General features: G+C 69.2%; 17 protein-coding genes. 7 read left to right on the top strand and 10 right to left on the bottom strand.

Features of this window, described 5'->3' with window-relative positions; genetic code table 11:
* The first annotated feature begins 74 nt into the window (after positions 1-74).
* Complete coding sequence (locus ACWF0M_RS21140; protein WP_452237398.1) at positions 75-764, top strand: HAD family hydrolase; 690 nt, start codon at positions 75-77, stop codon at positions 762-764.
* Here ACWF0M_RS21140 and ACWF0M_RS21145 read toward each other — a convergent pair.
* Genes ACWF0M_RS21145 through ACWF0M_RS21155 form a run of 3 tightly spaced genes read right to left on the bottom strand, consistent with a single transcriptional unit; the run spans position 758 to position 4,394 of the window.
* Positions 758-1,285, bottom strand: coding sequence for a hypothetical protein (locus ACWF0M_RS21145; RefSeq protein WP_452237399.1), 528 nt, complete (start codon positions 1,283-1,285; stop codon positions 758-760). The two genes, ACWF0M_RS21140 and ACWF0M_RS21145, sit on opposite strands and share 7 nt — an antisense overlap.
* Before the next feature lie 26 nt (positions 1,286-1,311).
* A complete protein-coding gene (locus ACWF0M_RS21150) occupies positions 1,312-2,391 on the bottom strand; it encodes a 2-oxoacid:ferredoxin oxidoreductase subunit beta (protein WP_452237400.1) in 1,080 nt (359 codons plus the stop codon).
* Positions 2,388-4,394 (bottom strand): 2-oxoacid:acceptor oxidoreductase subunit alpha, encoded by a 2,007-nt coding sequence (locus ACWF0M_RS21155; protein WP_452237401.1) that lies wholly within the window; start codon positions 4,392-4,394, stop codon positions 2,388-2,390. Before ACWF0M_RS21155 ends, ACWF0M_RS21150 begins: the two co-directional genes overlap by 4 nt.
* 279 nt (positions 4,395-4,673) lie before the next feature.
* Here ACWF0M_RS21155 and ACWF0M_RS21160 point away from each other — a divergent pair, with 279 nt between their 5' ends.
* The 5 genes from ACWF0M_RS21160 to ACWF0M_RS21180 all read left to right on the top strand — a co-directional run bounded on the left by ACWF0M_RS21160 (position 4,674) and on the right by ACWF0M_RS21180 (position 8,595).
* Positions 4,674-5,429 carry a hypothetical protein gene (locus tag ACWF0M_RS21160; RefSeq protein WP_452237402.1) on the top strand — a complete coding sequence of 252 codons (756 nt, stop codon included), beginning with the start codon at positions 4,674-4,676 and terminating at the stop codon, positions 5,427-5,429.
* 10 nt (positions 5,430-5,439) lie between these two features.
* Positions 5,440-5,796: an NADH-quinone oxidoreductase subunit A gene (locus ACWF0M_RS21165; protein ID WP_452237403.1), complete on the top strand. Its 357-nt coding sequence runs from the start codon at positions 5,440-5,442 to the stop codon at positions 5,794-5,796.
* Positions 5,797-5,818: 22 nt separating this feature from the next.
* Positions 5,819-6,835 carry a dipeptidase gene (locus ACWF0M_RS21170; RefSeq protein WP_452237404.1) on the top strand — a complete coding sequence of 339 codons (1,017 nt, stop codon included), beginning with the start codon at positions 5,819-5,821 and terminating at the stop codon, positions 6,833-6,835.
* 4 nt (positions 6,836-6,839) lie between these two features.
* Positions 6,840-8,189 carry a serine hydrolase domain-containing protein gene (locus ACWF0M_RS21175; RefSeq protein ID WP_452237405.1) on the top strand — a complete coding sequence of 450 codons (1,350 nt, stop codon included), beginning with the start codon at positions 6,840-6,842 and terminating at the stop codon, positions 8,187-8,189.
* Positions 8,190-8,370: 181 nt separating this feature from the next.
* A complete protein-coding gene (locus ACWF0M_RS21180; RefSeq protein WP_452237406.1) occupies positions 8,371-8,595 on the top strand; it encodes a hypothetical protein in 225 nt (74 codons plus the stop codon).
* Here ACWF0M_RS21180 and ACWF0M_RS21185 read toward each other — a convergent pair.
* From ACWF0M_RS21185 to ACWF0M_RS21215, 7 genes are all read right to left on the bottom strand, one after another.
* The gene (locus ACWF0M_RS21185; RefSeq protein WP_452237407.1) at positions 8,592-11,537 is read right to left on the bottom strand and encodes a helix-turn-helix transcriptional regulator; all 2,946 of its coding nucleotides are present in this window, start codon (positions 11,535-11,537) and stop codon (positions 8,592-8,594) included. The genes ACWF0M_RS21180 and ACWF0M_RS21185 overlap by 4 nt on opposite strands.
* A gap of 104 nt (positions 11,538-11,641) precedes the next feature.
* Entirely contained in the window at positions 11,642-11,803 is a 162-nt protein-coding gene (locus ACWF0M_RS21190) for a hypothetical protein (RefSeq protein ID WP_452237408.1), read from the bottom strand.
* A 13-nt stretch (positions 11,804-11,816) separates the two neighbouring features.
* Positions 11,817-11,954 (bottom strand): hypothetical protein, encoded by a 138-nt coding sequence (locus ACWF0M_RS21195; RefSeq protein ID WP_165547057.1) that lies wholly within the window; start codon positions 11,952-11,954, stop codon positions 11,817-11,819.
* 241 nt (positions 11,955-12,195) lie between these two features.
* Positions 12,196-12,354 (bottom strand): hypothetical protein, encoded by a 159-nt coding sequence (locus ACWF0M_RS21200; RefSeq protein ID WP_452237409.1) that lies wholly within the window; start codon positions 12,352-12,354, stop codon positions 12,196-12,198.
* A gap of 180 nt (positions 12,355-12,534) precedes the next feature.
* A complete protein-coding gene (locus ACWF0M_RS21205) occupies positions 12,535-13,245 on the bottom strand; it encodes a GntR family transcriptional regulator (RefSeq protein ID WP_452237410.1) in 711 nt (236 codons plus the stop codon).
* Complete coding sequence (locus ACWF0M_RS21210) at positions 13,242-13,757, bottom strand: cysteine hydrolase family protein (protein WP_452237411.1); 516 nt, start codon at positions 13,755-13,757, stop codon at positions 13,242-13,244. Before ACWF0M_RS21210 ends, ACWF0M_RS21205 begins: the two co-directional genes overlap by 4 nt.
* Positions 13,757-15,208, bottom strand: coding sequence for a purine-cytosine permease family protein (locus tag ACWF0M_RS21215; protein WP_452237412.1), 1,452 nt, complete (start codon positions 15,206-15,208; stop codon positions 13,757-13,759). Before ACWF0M_RS21215 ends, ACWF0M_RS21210 begins: the two co-directional genes overlap by 1 nt.
* Positions 15,209-15,287: 79 nt before the next feature.
* Here ACWF0M_RS21215 and ACWF0M_RS21220 point away from each other — a divergent pair, with 79 nt between their 5' ends.
* Entirely contained in the window at positions 15,288-16,133 is an 846-nt protein-coding gene (locus tag ACWF0M_RS21220; RefSeq protein WP_452237413.1) for an alpha/beta fold hydrolase, read from the top strand.
* Positions 16,134-16,135 lie beyond the last annotated feature (2 nt).

Raw genomic sequence — 16,135 nt, forward strand, 5'->3', positions numbered from 1 at the left:
CAGACCGAATCGCCCGACAACGGACGTATACGTACTGTCGACCTGCAGAAACTCGGGCGGACGGAGGAGGACGGGTGGTTGAGCCAAGGAATGCAGGTGCTGGGCTGGTGAAGGCGGTTGTGTTCGATCTGGACAACACGTTGTTCGATCACACGGGGTGTGCGGTGGCTGGGCTTCGTGGGTGGGTGGCGGGGCTGGGGATTGTGCCGTCGGAGGAGTTGGTTGCTGAGTGGTTTGTGATCGAGGAGGATCAGTTCGGCCGGTTTCTGGCCGGGAAGCTCACGCATCAGGGGCAGCGGCGGGGGCGGTTGCGGGCGTTCTTGCCGGTGCTTGGTCTTCCGGTGCCGGCGACCGATGCCGGGTTGGACGAGGTGTTCGAGGGGTACATCACGCAGTACACGAACAACTGGATCGCCTACCCGGACGCGCGGCCCGCACTGGAAGTTGCCCGCAGCAACGGCTGGCGGATCGGCGTACTCACGAACGGAAGCACCAGGCAGCAGAACGCGAAACTCCAGGCGATCGGGCTGGCAGACCTGATCGACGTGGTCTGTACGTCGGAAGCACTCGGTGTCAGCAAGCCCGACCCGTTGGCGTACCAGCGTGTTTGTGAAGCGCTGGGCGCCGAGCCGAGCGAGACGCTGATGATCGGCGACAACCTGGAGCTGGATGTGCTGGCCGCGCGCCGAGCCGGGTTGACCGCCGAGCACTTGGACCGTGCGGCGGGCGACACCCTCGCCCAACTGCTCGAGGGCCGTCAGTAGCCGCGAGACTCGGTGCCTGGTGAATCCTTGCGCCACGCGGATCCCGCCGTTTGCCCGTCCGGCCGGTTGGTGACGGCGCCGGTCGGCGATGGATAGGCAGGGTCGTACGCCGGTCCTGCGTCCGCCGGTCGTTCGGCCGGAAGGTGTCGTGACAGCCGCTCCGCGAAGTCGGCCACCGCGGCGATCTCCTTCTCCGGGGTGACGTGGACCGCCCACCGAGTGCCCGGGAAGTCGTGCCGAACGACCACGGCCGAATCGTAGGACGACTCCGGCTGGAACTCGTCCAGCCCCTCGGCGGGCTTCACCATCACGTTCCGCGCCGGATCCGTCGACGTCTGACCGATCCGGCCGGGATCACCCAGGCGTACTGGCCGGTCGGAGAAGAAGTCCTGGCCGCCGGGGACGTGCTGGCCTTGCTCCCGGGCGTTGCAGGCATCCCGCACCGCCCGGACGACTTCGCTACCGCTGATCGACCGGCCGAAGTGCACCGTCTGCTGGATCGGTTCGCCGCTCTCCGCCATGGCGGCCAACCTGCCACGCGAACGGGTCAGTTCACCGTCCAGGTGTCCGAGCCGGTGACCAGGCTTTGCAGGTCGCCGGGGCCCTGGGTTTCCTGGGCGGTGGTGATCTGCTGACGGACGAGGTCGTCGTACGCCGGACGCTCGACGGACCGGAAGACGCCGATCGGGGCCTGGTGCAGGACGCCCGCGTCGGTCAGCCGGGACAGGGCGAACGCGTACGCCGGGTCGTCGGTGTGGGCGTCGTGGACGACGAGGTCCGACTCGCCGCCGGGCAGGTCGGCGACCTCGCGGACGGCCAGCGAGGCGAAGCCGTCGCGTACCACGCCGAGATGCCCGTCGGTGCCGAACCGGATCGGCTCGCCGTGCACGAGCGGGATGATCGCGTCGTCCCGGGTCTCCGGGTTCTTGAACGCGTCGAAGGCGTTGTCGTTGAAGATCGGGCAGTTCTGGTAGATCTCCACGAACGCCGTACCGCGGTGCTCGGCCGCGGCCCGCAGTACCGAGGTGAGGTGCTTGCGGTCGGAGTCGACGGTCCGCGCCACGAAGGTCGCCTCCGCGCCGAGCGCCAGCGAGACCGGGTTGAACGGGTTGTCCACCGAGCCCATCGGCGTCGACTTCGTCACCTTGCCCGGCTCCGACGTCGGCGAGTACTGGCCCTTGGTGAGGCCGTAGATCCGGTTGTTGAACAGCAGGATCTTCAGGTTCACGTTCCGCCGCAGCGTGTGGATCAGGTGGTTACCGCCGATCGACAGGGCGTCGCCGTCACCGGTCACCACCCACACGCTCAGGTCCGGCCGGGCGGTCGCGAGCCCGGTCGCGATCGCCGGCGCGCGGCCGTGGATCGAGTGCATGCCGTACGTCGACAGGTAGTACGGGAACCGGGACGAGCAGCCGATCCCGGAGACCATCGCGACATTCTCGCGCTTGATCCCGAGCTCGGGCAGGAACCCCTGGAAGGCCGCGAGTACGGCGTAGTCACCGCACCCGGGGCACCAGCGGACCTCCTGGTCCGACACGTACTCCTTGCGGTTCTGCGGCTCGGTCGCGGCCGGAACGCCGCGCAGGCCGCCGGGCAGGCTCGGCAGGCCGAGGTCGACCGTGCTCATCGTGCTCCCTCCGGGTGGTGGAGTTGGCCGTTGGACCGGCCGTTGGACCGACCGTTCGGCTGGGCGCGCAGGGCTTCGCCGTGCGTCAGGCCGGCCGCGGCCTCGCCCATGTGCCGGGCGTCGTCGTCGATGCCCTCGGTCTCCTCGACCAGGTTGCCGATCACCTCGGCCAGCTCCGCGGCACCCAGCGGCATACCCCGGACCTGCGCGTAGGAGACGACGTCGACCAGGTACTTGGCGCGCAGCAGCATCGCCAGCTGGCCGAGGTTCATCTCCGGCACGAGAACCTTGTCGTAGGACTTCAGCACGTCGCCCAGGTTCGACGGGAACGGGTTCAGATGCCGCAGGTGCGCCTGCGCGATCTTGCCGCCGACCGTGCGGACCCGGCGGACGGCGGCGCCGATCGGGCCGTACGTCGAACCCCACCCGAGCACCAGCACCTTCGCCGTACCGTCCGGGTCGTCGACCTCGATCGGCGGGACGGCGATCCCGTCCACCTTGGCCTGCCGGGTGCGGATCATCAGGTCGTGGTTGGCCGGGTCGTAGGAGATGTTCCCGGTCTTGTCCTCCTTCTCCAGACCGCCGATCCGGTGGTCGAGGCCCGCCGTACCGGGCACTGCCCAGGCACGGGCGAGGGTCTCCGGGTCGCGCAGGTAGGGGAGGTACTTCGGGGCGCCCTTGTCGTCGGTCGCGTTCGGCTCGACGGTGAAGTCCGGGTCGACCGCCGGCAGCTCGTCGATGACCGGGATCCGCCACGGCTCGGAACCGTTCGCCAGGTAGCCGTCGGACAGCACGATCACCGGCGTGCGGTAGGTGATCGCGATCCGGGCCGCCTCGACCGCGATCGCGAAGCAGTCCGCGGGGGACTGGGCGGCGAGCACCGGCAGCGGCGCCTCACCGTTGCGGCCGAACATCACCTGCAGCAGGTCGGCCTGCTCGGTCTTGGTCGGCATACCGGTCGAGGGGCCGGCGCGCTGGATGTCGCAGACGACCAGCGGCAGCTCGAGCATCACGCCGAGACCGATCGTCTCGGACTTCAGGCTGATCCCGGGACCGGACGACGTGGTGACGCCGAGCGCGCCGCCGAACGACGCGCCCAGGGCGGCGCCGACACCGGCGATCTCGTCCTCGGCCTGGATCGTGGTGACGTTGAACCGCTTGAGCTTGGACAGCTCGTGCAGTACGTCGGACGCCGGGGTGATCGGGTACGCACCGAGGACCAGCGGCAACCCGGCCCGCTGGGCGCCCGTCACCAGGCCGTACGCCAGCGCGAGGTTGCCGGAGATGTTCCGGTAGGTGCCGGCGGCCATGCTGGCCGGCTTCACCTCGTACCGGACCGAGAACTCCTCGGCGGTCTCGCCGAAGTTGTAGCCCGCGCGGAAGGCCGCGATGTTCGCGTCCCGGATGTCCGGTTTCGACGCGAACTTGGTCTGCAGGAACGTGATCGTCGACTCGACCGGCCGCTGGAACAGCCAGGACACCAGGCCGAGCGCGTACATGTTCTTCGCCCGGGACGCGTCCTTGCGGGTCAGGCCGAACTCCTTGACCGACTCCACCGTCATGCCGGTCAGGTTCAGCGGTACGACGTGGTAGCCGTCGAGCTCCCCGGTCTCCAGCGGGTTCTCGTCGTACCCGATCCGCTTGAGGTTGCGCGCGGTGAAGTCCGCGGTGTCGACGATCAGCGTCGCGCCCCGCGGCACGTCCTTGAGGTTCGCCTTCAACGCCGCCGGGTTCATCGCGATCAGCACATCGGGCGCATCACCCGGTGTGAGGATGTCGTGATCGGCGAAGTGGAGCTGGAACGACGACACTCCCGGCAGGGTCCCGGCTGGTGCCCGGATCTCGGCGGGGAAGTTGGGCAAGGTCGACAGATCATTGCCGAACGATGCCGTTTCCGCTGTGAACCTGTCCCCCGTGAGTTGCATCCCGTCGCCGGAGTCGCCGGCGAAGCGGATCACCACGCGGTCGAGCTGCTTGACCTCGATGGTCACTGTTCTGTTCATCTCCAAGTCGAAGCTTGGGTCGGCCGGCCACCTCGTGGGTGACACGTCGATCCCCCCGTCAGGGCGATAACCCCAATATTAGTTCGCCCTTAGTACGGAATCATGCGGAAGCCCCGGTGGTCCACTGCCTGGGACGCGGTGTTACAAGGTGATCGGGTGGGGTAGGCGGAAAACGGCTCGGTGTCCGGCTGGTATCACCGTGCGCGAGCGCTCGCTTGCGATCCGGAGTGAGAACCGGCAGGGTGGCGTCGTCTAGCTGTGAACTCAGGGAGTTGCTTCATGCGCCGTGTGCTGATCGGACTGCTGACCTTGCTGATCCTGGGCTGTGCTGCCCCGATCGCGTCCGCGGTCCCGTCACCGGCGCGGACGGCGAAGATCTCCAGCATCCGTACGACGGACGCGACCAAGGGCGTGATCACGGTCGTCGGGACGTTGTCGCCGGCGCCCGCCACGGGCACCCGGATCCCGTTGCACCAGTGGATCCCGTCGCTGAAGCGCTGGCAGGAGGTCGCGCACGGGTACTCGTCGGGCAGCAGCGTGACGATCACCACCGTGCAGCCCGGGTCGATCCGGACGTACCGGATCGCGATCGGCCCGCAGGCGCCGTACGACGCGGCGATCTCGCCGATGATCAGCTTCAAGCACTACGTGTGGCGGGGGATGTTCAAGAAGGGGCTCGTGGCAGCGGGCGGGGCGAGCCAGCCGCAGTTCACCGTCGTACCGCCGAAGGACGGGCCGCGGCGGTCCGAGGCAGACCTGCTGGCGAACCAGGGCGGTTACGTCTGGGGTGACGTCGACTCGACCGGGTGCCGGTACTCGCGGAACTGGCTCGGCAACCTCACCGACGGGCTGGTCCGGGTGTCGCTGCACAACGGGACGAACGCGCTGACGTCGGTCCGGATGCAGCAGGAGACCGAGACCTGGCTGAACTACGACATCACCGGTGTCACCCGCCTGCGCCTCCAGGTCGCCGACGTCCGCTCCGGCTACGGCCCGTACGTCTCCATCGACTCGCTCCTCCTCTGCACGAACTAGACTGCTGCCCGTGTCGGACAGCTATGGCGTCGTCGCCGCGGTGGTCGCGCTCGGCCTGGTCGGGTTGCTCGGCGCGTTCGCGCTGAACAAGGCGCTGACGGTCACCTATCCGACCGAGGGCAAGCTGAAGACGTACGAGTCGGGTGTCGACCCGGTCGGCGAGGGCTGGGCCCAGGTCCACATCAGGTACTACCTGTTCGCGTACCTCTATGTGATCTTCGCCGTGGACGCGATCTACCTGTTCCCGTGGGCAACGATCTTCGTGACCCTCGGCGTCGCGACCCTGATCGAGATGTTCGTGTTCCTGGCCTTCGTCGCAGTCGGCCTGGTGTACGCGTACCGCAAGGGCGTCCTGCGCTGGACGTGACCGCTGACTTCGAGGGGGAACGATGGATCTGCATCGCGACGCGGTGGTAGCGGATGCGCACAACGATCTGCTGATGCTGGTCGCGCGGCGGCCCAAGGAGGTCTGGTCCGCGTACTTCCGGGAGCGATGGATCCCGCAGTTGCGCGACGGCGGCATCGACGTACAGGTCCTGCCGGTGTTCGTCGACTCGGAGTTCCTGCCCGAAGGGGCGCTGCGCGAGACGCTCCGGATGATCGAGGCCGCGCACCGGATCGCCGAGGCGAACGCCGACGAGGTCGTCCTCTGTACGGCGCCCGGCGACATCGAGGCCGCGACCGCGGCGGGCAAGATCGCGCTGGTTCTGGCGCTCGAAGGCTGCCCGCAGATCGACACGGACCTCGAGCTCCTGCAGACCCTCCAGCGACTGGGCGTCCGGATGGTCTCGTTCACGCACTTCGGGCGCAGTGCGCTCGGCGACGGATCCGGTGAGGACGCGACCGGCAGCCGGCTGACGCATGCCGGTGTCGAGGCGGTGCAGCTTCTCGAGGAGCTCGGCGTACTCATCGACGTCTCGCACGTCGGCCGCGCCGGCACCGAGCACATCCTGGAACTCGCCACCAGGCCGGTCGTCGCCTCGCATTCCAGCGCATTCGCGTTGCGCGAGCATCATCGCAACCTGACCGACCAGCAGTTGCGCGCGATCGCCGCGACCGGCGGGGTGATCTGCGTGAACTTCTTCGCCGGCTTCCTGACCACCGCCGAGAAGCCGACCGTCGACCACCTGGCCGACCACGTCCTGCACATCCTCGACGTCACCGGCGAGGGTCACGTCGGCCTCGGCAGTGACTTCGTCGCGGAGGTCTTCGGTGAGAAGATCCCGGCCTGCGACCGGCCGTTGGTCATCCCGGGCCTGGACGCCGAGCTGTACGTCCCCGGCCTCGAAGGCCCGGCCGGGCTGCCCCTCGTCACCGAAGCCCTGCTGTCCCGGGGCTTGCCCGAAGCAACCATCCGGAAAGTCCTCGGCCAGAACCTGGTCCGGGTTCTGTCATCCAAGGAGTGACGACGTGCAGAGCTGGCTGGACGGCAACCTCGCGGACCTGATCACGAAGCACGGCGTACCGGCAGCTTCGGTCGCCGTACTGGCCGACGGCGAGGTGAGTACGGCGGCCGCGGGCATCCTCAACCTGGACACGGGCGTCGAGGCCACCGTCGACTCGGTGTTCCAGATCGGGTCGATCGCCAAGCTGTGGACGACCACACTGATCACGCAGCTGGTTGCCGAGGGCAAGGTCGACCTCGACCGGCCGGTGCGGGACTACCTGCCCGAGTTCAAGCTCGCCGACGAGGCTGCCGCGGCGGTGATCACGCCGCGCCAGCTGCTCACCCACTCCAGCGGGTTCTCCGGCGACGCGTTCACGCCGACTTCGCGCGGTGACGATGCGGTCGAGCTGTTCGTGCGGGACGTGCTGCCCGGGCTCGCGCAGGAGGTGCCGCCGGGCGCCGGGTTCTCGTACAACAACGCCGGCTTCGTGGTGCTCGGGCGGATTGCCGAGGTCCTGTTCGGGAAACCGTTCCACGAGCTCGTCCGGGAGCGTATCGCCGTACCGCTCGGGCTGGAGCACGTCGCGACGATCGCGGACGAGGCTCTGTTGTACCGCGCGGCGCTCGGGCATGTGGCGCCGAAGCCGGGTGCTCCGTTGCAGACTGCGCCGGTGTGGAGCCTGGTGCACGCGATGGCCCCGGCCGGGTCGTTGCTGGCGATGAGTGCTGCCGATCTGGTGGCTTTCGGCAGGGCCTATCTGGACACGACGGTGTTCGACCGGGCGACGATCGAAGGGTTGTGGGAGCCGCAGGTCGACGTACCGGCGATCGGCGGGTTCGCGCAGCACTGGGGACTCGGCTGGATGATCTTCGACGTCGAAGGCGGGCGGCTCTACGGCCACGACGGCGGGACCGTCGGCCAGTCGGCGTTCTTCCGGCTGGTGCCGGAGAAGGGCGTCGCGGTCGCGCTCCTCACCAACGGCGGCAGCACCGGACCCTTGTACGACGAACTGGTCGGCCGCATCCTCCGCGAGAAGGCCGGGGTCGAGCTGCCGGCCCGGCTGGTGCCGCCTGAGCGGCCGGTGGAGATTTCGGCGGAGCTGGTGATCGGTCGGTACACCGGCGTACTGGCGCAGGCCACGGTCAGCGTGGACGACGGGGAGTTCTGGGTGCTCGACGAGGCGGTCAGTGACGAGGCGCGGCTGATGTTCCCGGAGCCGCGCCGGACCAGGTTCGTCGCACTCGACGACACCCGGTTGATCGCGGCCGAGGCGGAGCGCGGGACGCACGAGGTGCTCGCCTTCCGCGAGGCGGTCGACGGTCGCGCGGCGTACCTGTTCCGCGGTGGTCGGCTCACGCCTCGCAGTCACTGACAGTAGTCACACTCCACCGCTCCAGACTTGTTGCTCGATCACCGTATGTGATTGCAGTGGGCAACAAAACGTAAGCTTCAAGCGCTGAGATCACGGTATGCGTACACCCTGTCGCCAAGTGCCGACATCGGGGTTATGGTGATTACTCGGGGGAACGGGGCGAATACGTGGTGGTGAGGCTATGTCGTGGCAACTGTGGGTGTTGATCACCCTCACTGCGGCCGGGCTGGTGCTGTTGGCCGTAGCGCGGATGCGGCACGCCCGCGAGGTCTTCGACGACATCACCGAGCTCGACCGCCCCACGGCCGAGCGCCCCGCCGAACCGGCGTCTGCCGATGACGACCTGGCCCGCGCCCGGGCGCGGCACCTGAACCCCGAGCCCGGCGACCGGCGCCGCCACGGCTAGGGGGTATTTGCGTCGAGGAGCCCGTCGCGGCGCGCAACCGCAGCTGCTTCCGTGCGGGAGCGGACGCCGAGCTTCGCGAGGATGTTCGACACGTGCACGCTGACGGTCTTCTCGCTGATGTACAGCTCCCGCGCGAGCTGCCGGTTGGTCCGTCCCTCTGCGAGCAACCGCAGTACTTCGGTCTCTCGCGACGTCAGCGCACTGGCGCCGCCGGTGTCGACGCCGCCCGCCTCCTCCAGAAGGGGGCGCGCGCTCAGCTCCCGGCCGACCTCAGCCGCCAGCGCCGTCTGCTCGTGCGCCTCGGCGACCCGGCCCGCTGCGCGTAGTGCTGCCGACAGGCGGATCCGCGACCAGGCCTGCTCGAACACGTACCCGTAACCGAAAGCGTCCGTCGTCCGCTGCCAGGCGGCGACATGTTCCTCCGGCGTCGGCGCGTCGATCCCGGTCAGCCAGCGCAGCCGATCCCACTCCGACTCCAGCCGCGCGAGCCAGGCGAGACCTTCGACGCCCATCAACCGCCCCGGCGGCATTCCCTTCTCCGCGGTCGTCTGCCCGAGGGCGACCAGCTCCGCACCGCGCGCGACCAGCTCGGCCGCGGCCGACGGCTCGCCGACGGCGCGGTGGCACAGCAGTTGCAGCCCGAGCGTGGAGAACCGGATCCGTCCGAGGAACCATTCGGTCTGGAACACGTCGGCGCACAGCGCGGACACGTCCGTGATCAGCTTCTCCGCCTCGGCCGGCTTGTCGAGCATGCGGTACGCGTCGACGGCCGGCTGCAGCCCGATGATCGGCAGCATCACGTCGAGGTCCCACCACTTCCGGGACATCTCGAACTCCTCAGCGACCGCGGTGTCACCCCGCCCGCTGCGGACCGAGAAGTCCACCGCCCGCAACGCCGCCCCAGCTGCCGCCGGCGTCATCGCGTCCGTCCGGGCGGTCGCCGCCGCCTCGTCCCACTCGCCGAGCATGAACTGGGTCAACGCCAGCATCCGCCGTGCGTCGAACCCGTACACCGCCCACTGCCGCCCGAGCTCACCCGCTCGCTTCGCCGCGAACGACAACGCCGCCTTCGCGTTCAGCAGGTCGCCCTGCTCGTAATGCGTCGACCCGAGCAGGAACCGGCTCCGCACCTCGGCGGCGGGGTCGCCCGTGAGCTGCGCCCGTACGGCGGCCTCCTCCAACTGCTTGGCGGCCGTCTCCGGATCGCCGGCTCGGCGGCGGAGCTGAGCGAGCGTGATCCCAGCGTCGCTGGCCGCGGACTCCTGACCGGCCTCGCGGGCGATCTCCAGTGCTCGGTGCGCCCAGCGCTCCGCCTCCATCGGCCGGCCGAGCGCGTCGGACACCCGGGCGTACAGCGACGCGACCTGCGCCTTGAACGCGCTGGACGGATCGTCGTGGACCAGCTTGAGCGCCTGCGAGATCGCCTCGCTCGCTTCCTTGTCCTGGTCGATGATCAGCGCGATATCGGCCAGCGGCAGGAGCAGCTCGGCCCGTTGCAGCTTCGGTGCGTCCGGCGGCAGATCGGCCAGCGCCTTCCGGAGCAGCTTGAGCGCGCGCAGGTGCTGCGAGGACAGGGTGGCCGCCGTCGCCGTGTCGACGATCAGCCAGGTCTTGTCGACCGTGCTCGTCGGCGCTGCGTTCGGGAACAGCTCGAGGGCCATCTCGTAGTGCTTCAATGCCTCCTGCGGCGCGGCGACCGACAGCGCTTCCTGCCCGGCACGGACGCGGGCCTCGAACGCAGTTGCCAGGTCGTGCGACCGGGTGGCGTGCCCGGCCAGCTCGGCCGCGGTGCCCGCGACGGTCTGGTTCTCCAGCTCCTGCACGTACGCCGCGTGCTGGCGCACCCGTTCGCCCGGCAGCAGGTCGTCGTACACGGCCTCGGCCAGCAGGGCGTGGCGGAAGTAGTACCGATCGCTGGTCGGTACGTCGATGATGTGAGCGTCGATCAGCTCGCGCAGAGCGTCGTCGAGCTCACGATCCGGCATCTTGGCGACCGCGGTGAGCAGGTCGTGCGGGACGCGGCGCCCGGCCACCGCGATCACCCGGGCGATCTGGCGGGCGTTATCGGACAGCGGGTCGAGGCGGACCAGCAGCAGGTCGGCGAGATCGGGCGGCACGACGTCGCCGTCACCCATCGAGGCCGCGGCGGCGAGTTCCTCGGTGAAGAACGCGTTGCCGCCGGCGCGCTCGAGGATGCGGCGCTCCTCGGCCGGTGGGAGCGGCTCGGTGAGCAGCAGGTGCAGCAGCGTGCGGGCCTCGTCGGCGTCGTGGGGGAGCAGGTTCACGCGACGTACCCGGGGGTTGCGGGACCACTCGGCGATCGGACGGCGCAGCGGGTGCCGGCGGTGCAGGTCGTCGCTGCGGTACGACACGATGAGCGCCAGGCGCTGCGAGGTCAGCCGGGTGATCAGGAAACCGATCAGGTCCCGGGTCGAGTCGTCGGCCCAGTGGGCGTCCTCGATGATCACCAGCTGCGGCTCGCTCGTGGCGAGCGCGGTGAACGCGCCGAGGACGGCGTCGAACAGCGCGGCCCGGTCGAGCTGGCCCTCCTCCGGCGCGCGCTGCGCGCTCAGCAGGCGGTGTGCCGGGAGCAGCCGGCCGATCGCCGGGAAGTTGGTCAGCACGCCCTCGACGAGGTCGGGGCGGTCGCCGGCCAGCCGGCCGAAGATCTCCGAGAACGGCTGGTACGGCAGGCCGGCGTCGCCGAAGTCGGTGCAGTGCCCGACCAGGACGCCGAACCCGCGCTCGTGCGCGCCGGTCGCCACCTCGTCCAGTAAGCGGGTTTTGCCGACCCCGGCGTCACCGGACAGCAGCACGGCGCCGGCCCGACGCGTCTTGGCGTCGTCCACGGCGCTGAGCAGAGTGGCCATCTCGGATGAGCGGCCGACGAGAGGTGTCGAGTTCCAGGGCACATCGTCCATCTTCTCCCCTGGCGCCGACACAAATCGACGGTATCCCGTCCGCCGGCTGCTCCCGGCCGTTCTCCCAGGCGCAGAAACGCCGTCCCTGATCGCGAGTTCTCGATCAGGGACGGCGATTTCGGCGGTCATGCGGCCGGGCGGGGTCGGAGGGCGTGGCGCGGCTCGGACTGTGCGGTCCGGTCCGTGCGCTGCCGGCGGTTCGCGACCCGGAAGTCACGCTTGGCGCGCTCCAGCCGGTAGGCGGATTCCGCCTTCCAGGCGTCCGGGGTCAGTGGCATGTTGATCATGGTTTCCCTCCCTTCAGGCTTTCCGGCCGAACAGGTGGCTGATGGTCCGGCGGCTCCGGGTGCGCTGTGCACCCTGCGTCTGCCGGAAGTCGCGGCTGAGGCGCTCCCTGCGGTAGTCGACCTCTGCCTTGACCGATGCGTTGCTGAACATGTGTTCCTCCGTCTGTCTGCGCCGGCTGCTTGCCGACAGGTGTAAATCTGCTCGTCTGAGGAGGACCCGCACATCGGAAGTCCTCCCTATCCCCGGACGCGGGCGGTACCTAGGTGTTCCGAGGGGGTCCTAGGGGGTGCCTAGCGGGTGTCTTGGGGACCCCTGAAACGACGGTGGCGCGACCGGCTCCGAAGAGCCGGCCGCGCCGTGGGGGAGAGGGTCTGGGGCGGTGATCGTGCCGTCACATCGCGGGACGGGCCCGCAGTTCCGGCGCACAGGGCTGGGGCGGCCGCGGCGCACGCTTGGGCAGGAACCACAACGGACGCTGGAAGTCCCGGCGAATCCGCTCCTGCCGGTACTTGATCTCCGCCCGCACCGCGTCAGTCGAGTAAACGAACATGATGTCCTCCGAGCTGCTGTCGATGAGTAAACAGTGCTCGCCTGAGGACACCTCCCACATCAGCACAACTCCCTATGCCCGAGGCAACGGACTCCTTAGGGGACCGCCACGCAGGCACAACCCCGCAAAACGGCAGCGAAACGTCGTGCGGGGGCTAGTTCTGCCTGCGTGGGTGTCCGTTCAGCTGCGGTAGGTGAGGCTTAGTTCGTAGTGGGTGGGGTCCAGGAGTTCGTCGGCGTGTTCGGCGAAGGTGTCGGTGGCGGTCCAGCTGGTTCGGGTGGTGTGCAGGAACCAGGTGCCGTGCGGGCGGGCCAGGTGGCCGGCTTCGACGGGGGTGAGGGGGCGGCCGCGGAGGCGCTGCTCGCAGTGGTCGAGGTACAGGCCGGCGCGGTTCAGCGTGCCGCTGATCGACCCGTTGTCCAGCCCCCGTTCGGGCAGGTCCCGGAGCGACTCGATCGCCGGGATCCGGCTCCGCTCGAGCGAGATCGCCGTACCGTCCGTGAGCTGCCGGACGCGTTCGATCACCACCACCTCGGGCGACGGCAGACCGAGCCGCGCGGCCAGTGCGGGATCGTCCTCGAGCTCGATCCGGACCGTCCGCATCCGGGTCTCCACGCCCTGCTCGGACAGCGCGTGCGTCCACCCGAGCCGCCCGTCCAGCGGCCGCCCGTCGAACAGCACGTACGAACCCTTGCCGGTGTGCGTGGCGATCAGCTCGTCCTCGGCGAGTACGGCGAGCGCGGCGCGGACCGTGTTGCGACTGACCGAGAACCGTTTCGCCAGCTCGACCTCACCGGGCAGCTGGGTGCCCCGCCGTACGACGCCGGACTTGATCTCCCGCGCCAGCACCCGCGCGATCCGCTCGTGTTTCAGCGAGATCCGGCGCATCATCGCAACTGCTCCACGCTCACGATCTCCAGCATCGGCGCGTACAGCCGCATCACGTCGATCGCCTTGCCGTGGTTCTCCGCGGTCGATCCGGCGCAGGCCTCCTCGACGACCTGGACCTGTACGCCGGCGTCCACCGCGGAAAGCGCTGTACTTATTACGCAGCAATCGGTCGACACGCCCGCCAGTACCAGTCGCCCGTCGGTCCGGGCCGCCAGCTCGGGGCCCCAGGCACCGAACGTGGTCTTGTCGAGAGTTGGAGCGCCCTTGAACTCGTCGACCAGTTGATAATCCTCCGCGTCCGCCGGCTGCAACGCGAACGGGAACTGCTCGTAGTACCCGACCCACGCTCCGTCAGGCCGCTCCGGCGCGACGAACCGCGTGAAGACCACGTCCGGCGCGAACAGCTTGATCAGCTCCCGCGTGGGCTCGACGACCCGCTGGAAATCCGGTGCCGCCCATCCGGACGCCGGATCCGCGAAGATCCGCTGCAGGTCGATCAGGGCCAGCACCATCAGACCTCCTGACGCCGTACGGCGGACCGTCCGCCGAACCACTGCACGACGAAACCGAGCACCAGCGCCACCAGTACGCCGAGGTTCGCGTACGCCCACGCGCCGTCCTTGCCGCCGAGCCCGAACGCTCCGAGCAGGTACCCCTGCCATGTCAGCCACGACGCCAGCGTGTTCGTGACGAGTCCCCACCCGATGCCGGTGGCAACCACCATCGTCGCCACGGGCAGCCACCGGACGTCGCCGTACCGCCCGGAAGGCCGGTACAGGTCGTCCTCGGCGTAGTCGCGCCGCCGGGACGCGATGTCGGCGAGCATGATCCCGCACCACGCCGCGATCGGTACGCCGAGCGTGATCAGGAACCCTTGGAACTGCCCGAGGAACTCGCCGCCGTAGAACACGACGTACACGGTCCCCGCGATCATCACCACACCGTCGATGAAGGCCGCGACGTACCGCTTCACCGGCAGCCCGAGCGAGAGCAGCGCGAGGCCGGACGAGTAGATGTCCAGTACGGCGCCGCCCACCAGTCCGAGCACCGCGACGATCACGAACGGCACCAGGAACCAGGTCGGCAACGCCTCGGCGAGCGCCCCGATCGGGTCCGCGCCGATCGCCTTCGACAGGTCCTCCGACGACCCGGCCAGCAGCAGACCGAACACCAGCAGTACGACGGGAGCCAGCGAACCGCCGAACGTGGTCCAGCCGACCACGCCGCGGCTCGACGCCCGGCGCGGCAGGTACCGCGAGTAGTCCGCGGCCGCGTTCACCCAGCCGAGCCCGAAGCCCGTCATCAGGAAGACCAGCGCGCCGATCACCGCCTGCGCGGACCCGCTCGGCAGCGCGGAGACGGTGCTCCAGTGGATCTGGTCGGCCACGAGAATGATGTAGACGACCGTGAGTACGCCGGTGACGATCGTGATGACTGTCTGCGCCCGCATGATCAAGTCGAACCCGAGTACGCCGCAGGCGACCGTCAGCAGACCGACCACGAGCAGCGCGATCACCTTGGTCAGCGTGCCGCCGCCCCAGCCGAGCCGTTCGAAAACGGTTGCCGTGGCCAGTGTCGCGAGGATCGTCAGGACGGTCTCCCAGCCGACGGTCAGCACCCAGGAAACAAGTGCCGGCAACTTGTTTCCGCGGATTCCGAACGCGGCCCGGCTGAGCACCATCGTCGGCGCCGAACCACGTTTTCCGGCGAGCGCGATCAGCCCGCAGAGCAGGAACGAGAACACCACCCCGATCACCCCGGCGATCACCGCCTGCCAGAAGGAGATCCCGAACCCGAGCGCGAACGCGCCGTAGCTCAGTCCGAGCACGGACACGTTGGCGCCGAACCACGGCCAGAACAGCTGGTTCGGCCGGCCTTTCCGGTCCGCGTCCGCGATCACGTTCAGCCCGTTGCTCTCCACCGCGAGCGCGCGGGTCTGCTGCACCTCGACCTGGTCGGTCATAACGGCTCCTTCGATGGACCTGTTCAGTCCTGTTCAATCACGGTAGGTCCGGCTGGTCGCATGGTCAACAATGGGCGGCATGCTGAGCGAAGCGGTGGACGGGTTCCGGCTGGCGTACGACCGGGAGGGTGAGGGGCCCGCGGTCCTGCTCCTGCACGGTTGGCCCGGTGACCGCACCGACTACCGGCGGCTGGTGCCGTTGCTGGTCGAGCGCGGGTTCGAGGTGGTCGTGCCGGACCTGCGCGGGTTCGGGGCGTCGGACGGGCTCGATCCGGAGCCTGCGCAGTACGGCGTGGACGGGCAGGGGCGGAGCGTGGCCGGTCTGATCGAGGAGCTCGGACTGGAGCGTCCCGTGCTCGCCGGGTACGACATCGGCAGCCGGATCGCGCAGGGGATCGCGCGTTCGCGGCCCGAGCTGATCGAGGGGTTGGTGATCGCGCCGCCGCTGCCGGGGATCGGCAAGCGGGTGTTCTCCGAGCAGGCGCAGGCCGAGTTCTGGTACCAGGCGTTCCACCGGCTGCCGGTGATCGAGGAGTTGATCGACGGCAACCCGGACGCGGTCCGGTCCTATCTACGGCACTTCTGGACGCACTGGTCCGGGCCGGAGTTCGAGCCGGAGCTGGATCGTTTGGTCGAGGTCTACTCGGCGCCGGGCGCGTTCACGGCGTCGATCCAGTGGTACCGGGCGGGAGCGGGTGCGGTCGCGGTGTCGGCGGCGGAGACGGCGCCACCGTCGTACGACCGGATCGCCGTACCGACCGTGGTGCTGTGGCCGGAGTTCGATCCGCTGTTCCCGCGGGCCTGGTCCGACCGGCTGGACGGCTTCTTCAGCGACGTCCGCTTGCGGCTCGTCGACGACGTCGGCCACTACGCGCCGCTGGAGTACCCGGAGATCCTCGCGGAAGAGATTGTCGGACTAGGCTGACC

The organism is Kribbella sp. NPDC055110 (assembly GCF_053607525.1).

Excerpts from the sequence above, each read along its gene's own strand:
- ACWF0M_RS21215 (WP_452237412.1), bottom strand. The coding sequence starts at position 15,208 with ATGACCGACCAGGTCGAGGTGCAGCAGACCCGCGCGCTCGCGGTGGAG.
- ACWF0M_RS21200 (WP_452237409.1), bottom strand. The coding sequence starts at position 12,354 with ATGTTCGTTTACTCGACTGACGCGGTGCGGGCGGAGATCAAGTACCGG.
- ACWF0M_RS21190 (WP_452237408.1), bottom strand. The coding sequence starts at position 11,803 with ATGATCAACATGCCACTGACCCCGGACGCCTGGAAGGCGGAATCCGCC.
- ACWF0M_RS21150 (WP_452237400.1), bottom strand. The coding sequence starts at position 2,391 with ATGAGCACGGTCGACCTCGGCCTGCCGAGCCTGCCCGGCGGCCTGCGC.
- ACWF0M_RS21170 (WP_452237404.1), top strand. The coding sequence starts at position 5,819 with ATGGATCTGCATCGCGACGCGGTGGTAGCGGATGCGCACAACGATCTG.
- ACWF0M_RS21145 (WP_452237399.1), bottom strand. The coding sequence starts at position 1,285 with ATGGCGGAGAGCGGCGAACCGATCCAGCAGACGGTGCACTTCGGCCGG.
- ACWF0M_RS21180 (WP_452237406.1), top strand. The coding sequence starts at position 8,371 with ATGTCGTGGCAACTGTGGGTGTTGATCACCCTCACTGCGGCCGGGCTG.
- ACWF0M_RS21195 (WP_165547057.1), bottom strand. The coding sequence starts at position 11,954 with ATGTTCAGCAACGCATCGGTCAAGGCAGAGGTCGACTACCGCAGGGAG.
- ACWF0M_RS21160 (WP_452237402.1), top strand. The coding sequence starts at position 4,674 with ATGCGCCGTGTGCTGATCGGACTGCTGACCTTGCTGATCCTGGGCTGT.
- ACWF0M_RS21220 (WP_452237413.1), top strand. The coding sequence starts at position 15,288 with ATGCTGAGCGAAGCGGTGGACGGGTTCCGGCTGGCGTACGACCGGGAG.
- ACWF0M_RS21210 (WP_452237411.1), bottom strand. The coding sequence starts at position 13,757 with ATGGTGCTGGCCCTGATCGACCTGCAGCGGATCTTCGCGGATCCGGCG.
- ACWF0M_RS21205 (WP_452237410.1), bottom strand. The coding sequence starts at position 13,245 with ATGATGCGCCGGATCTCGCTGAAACACGAGCGGATCGCGCGGGTGCTG.
- ACWF0M_RS21155 (WP_452237401.1), bottom strand. The coding sequence starts at position 4,394 with ATGAACAGAACAGTGACCATCGAGGTCAAGCAGCTCGACCGCGTGGTG.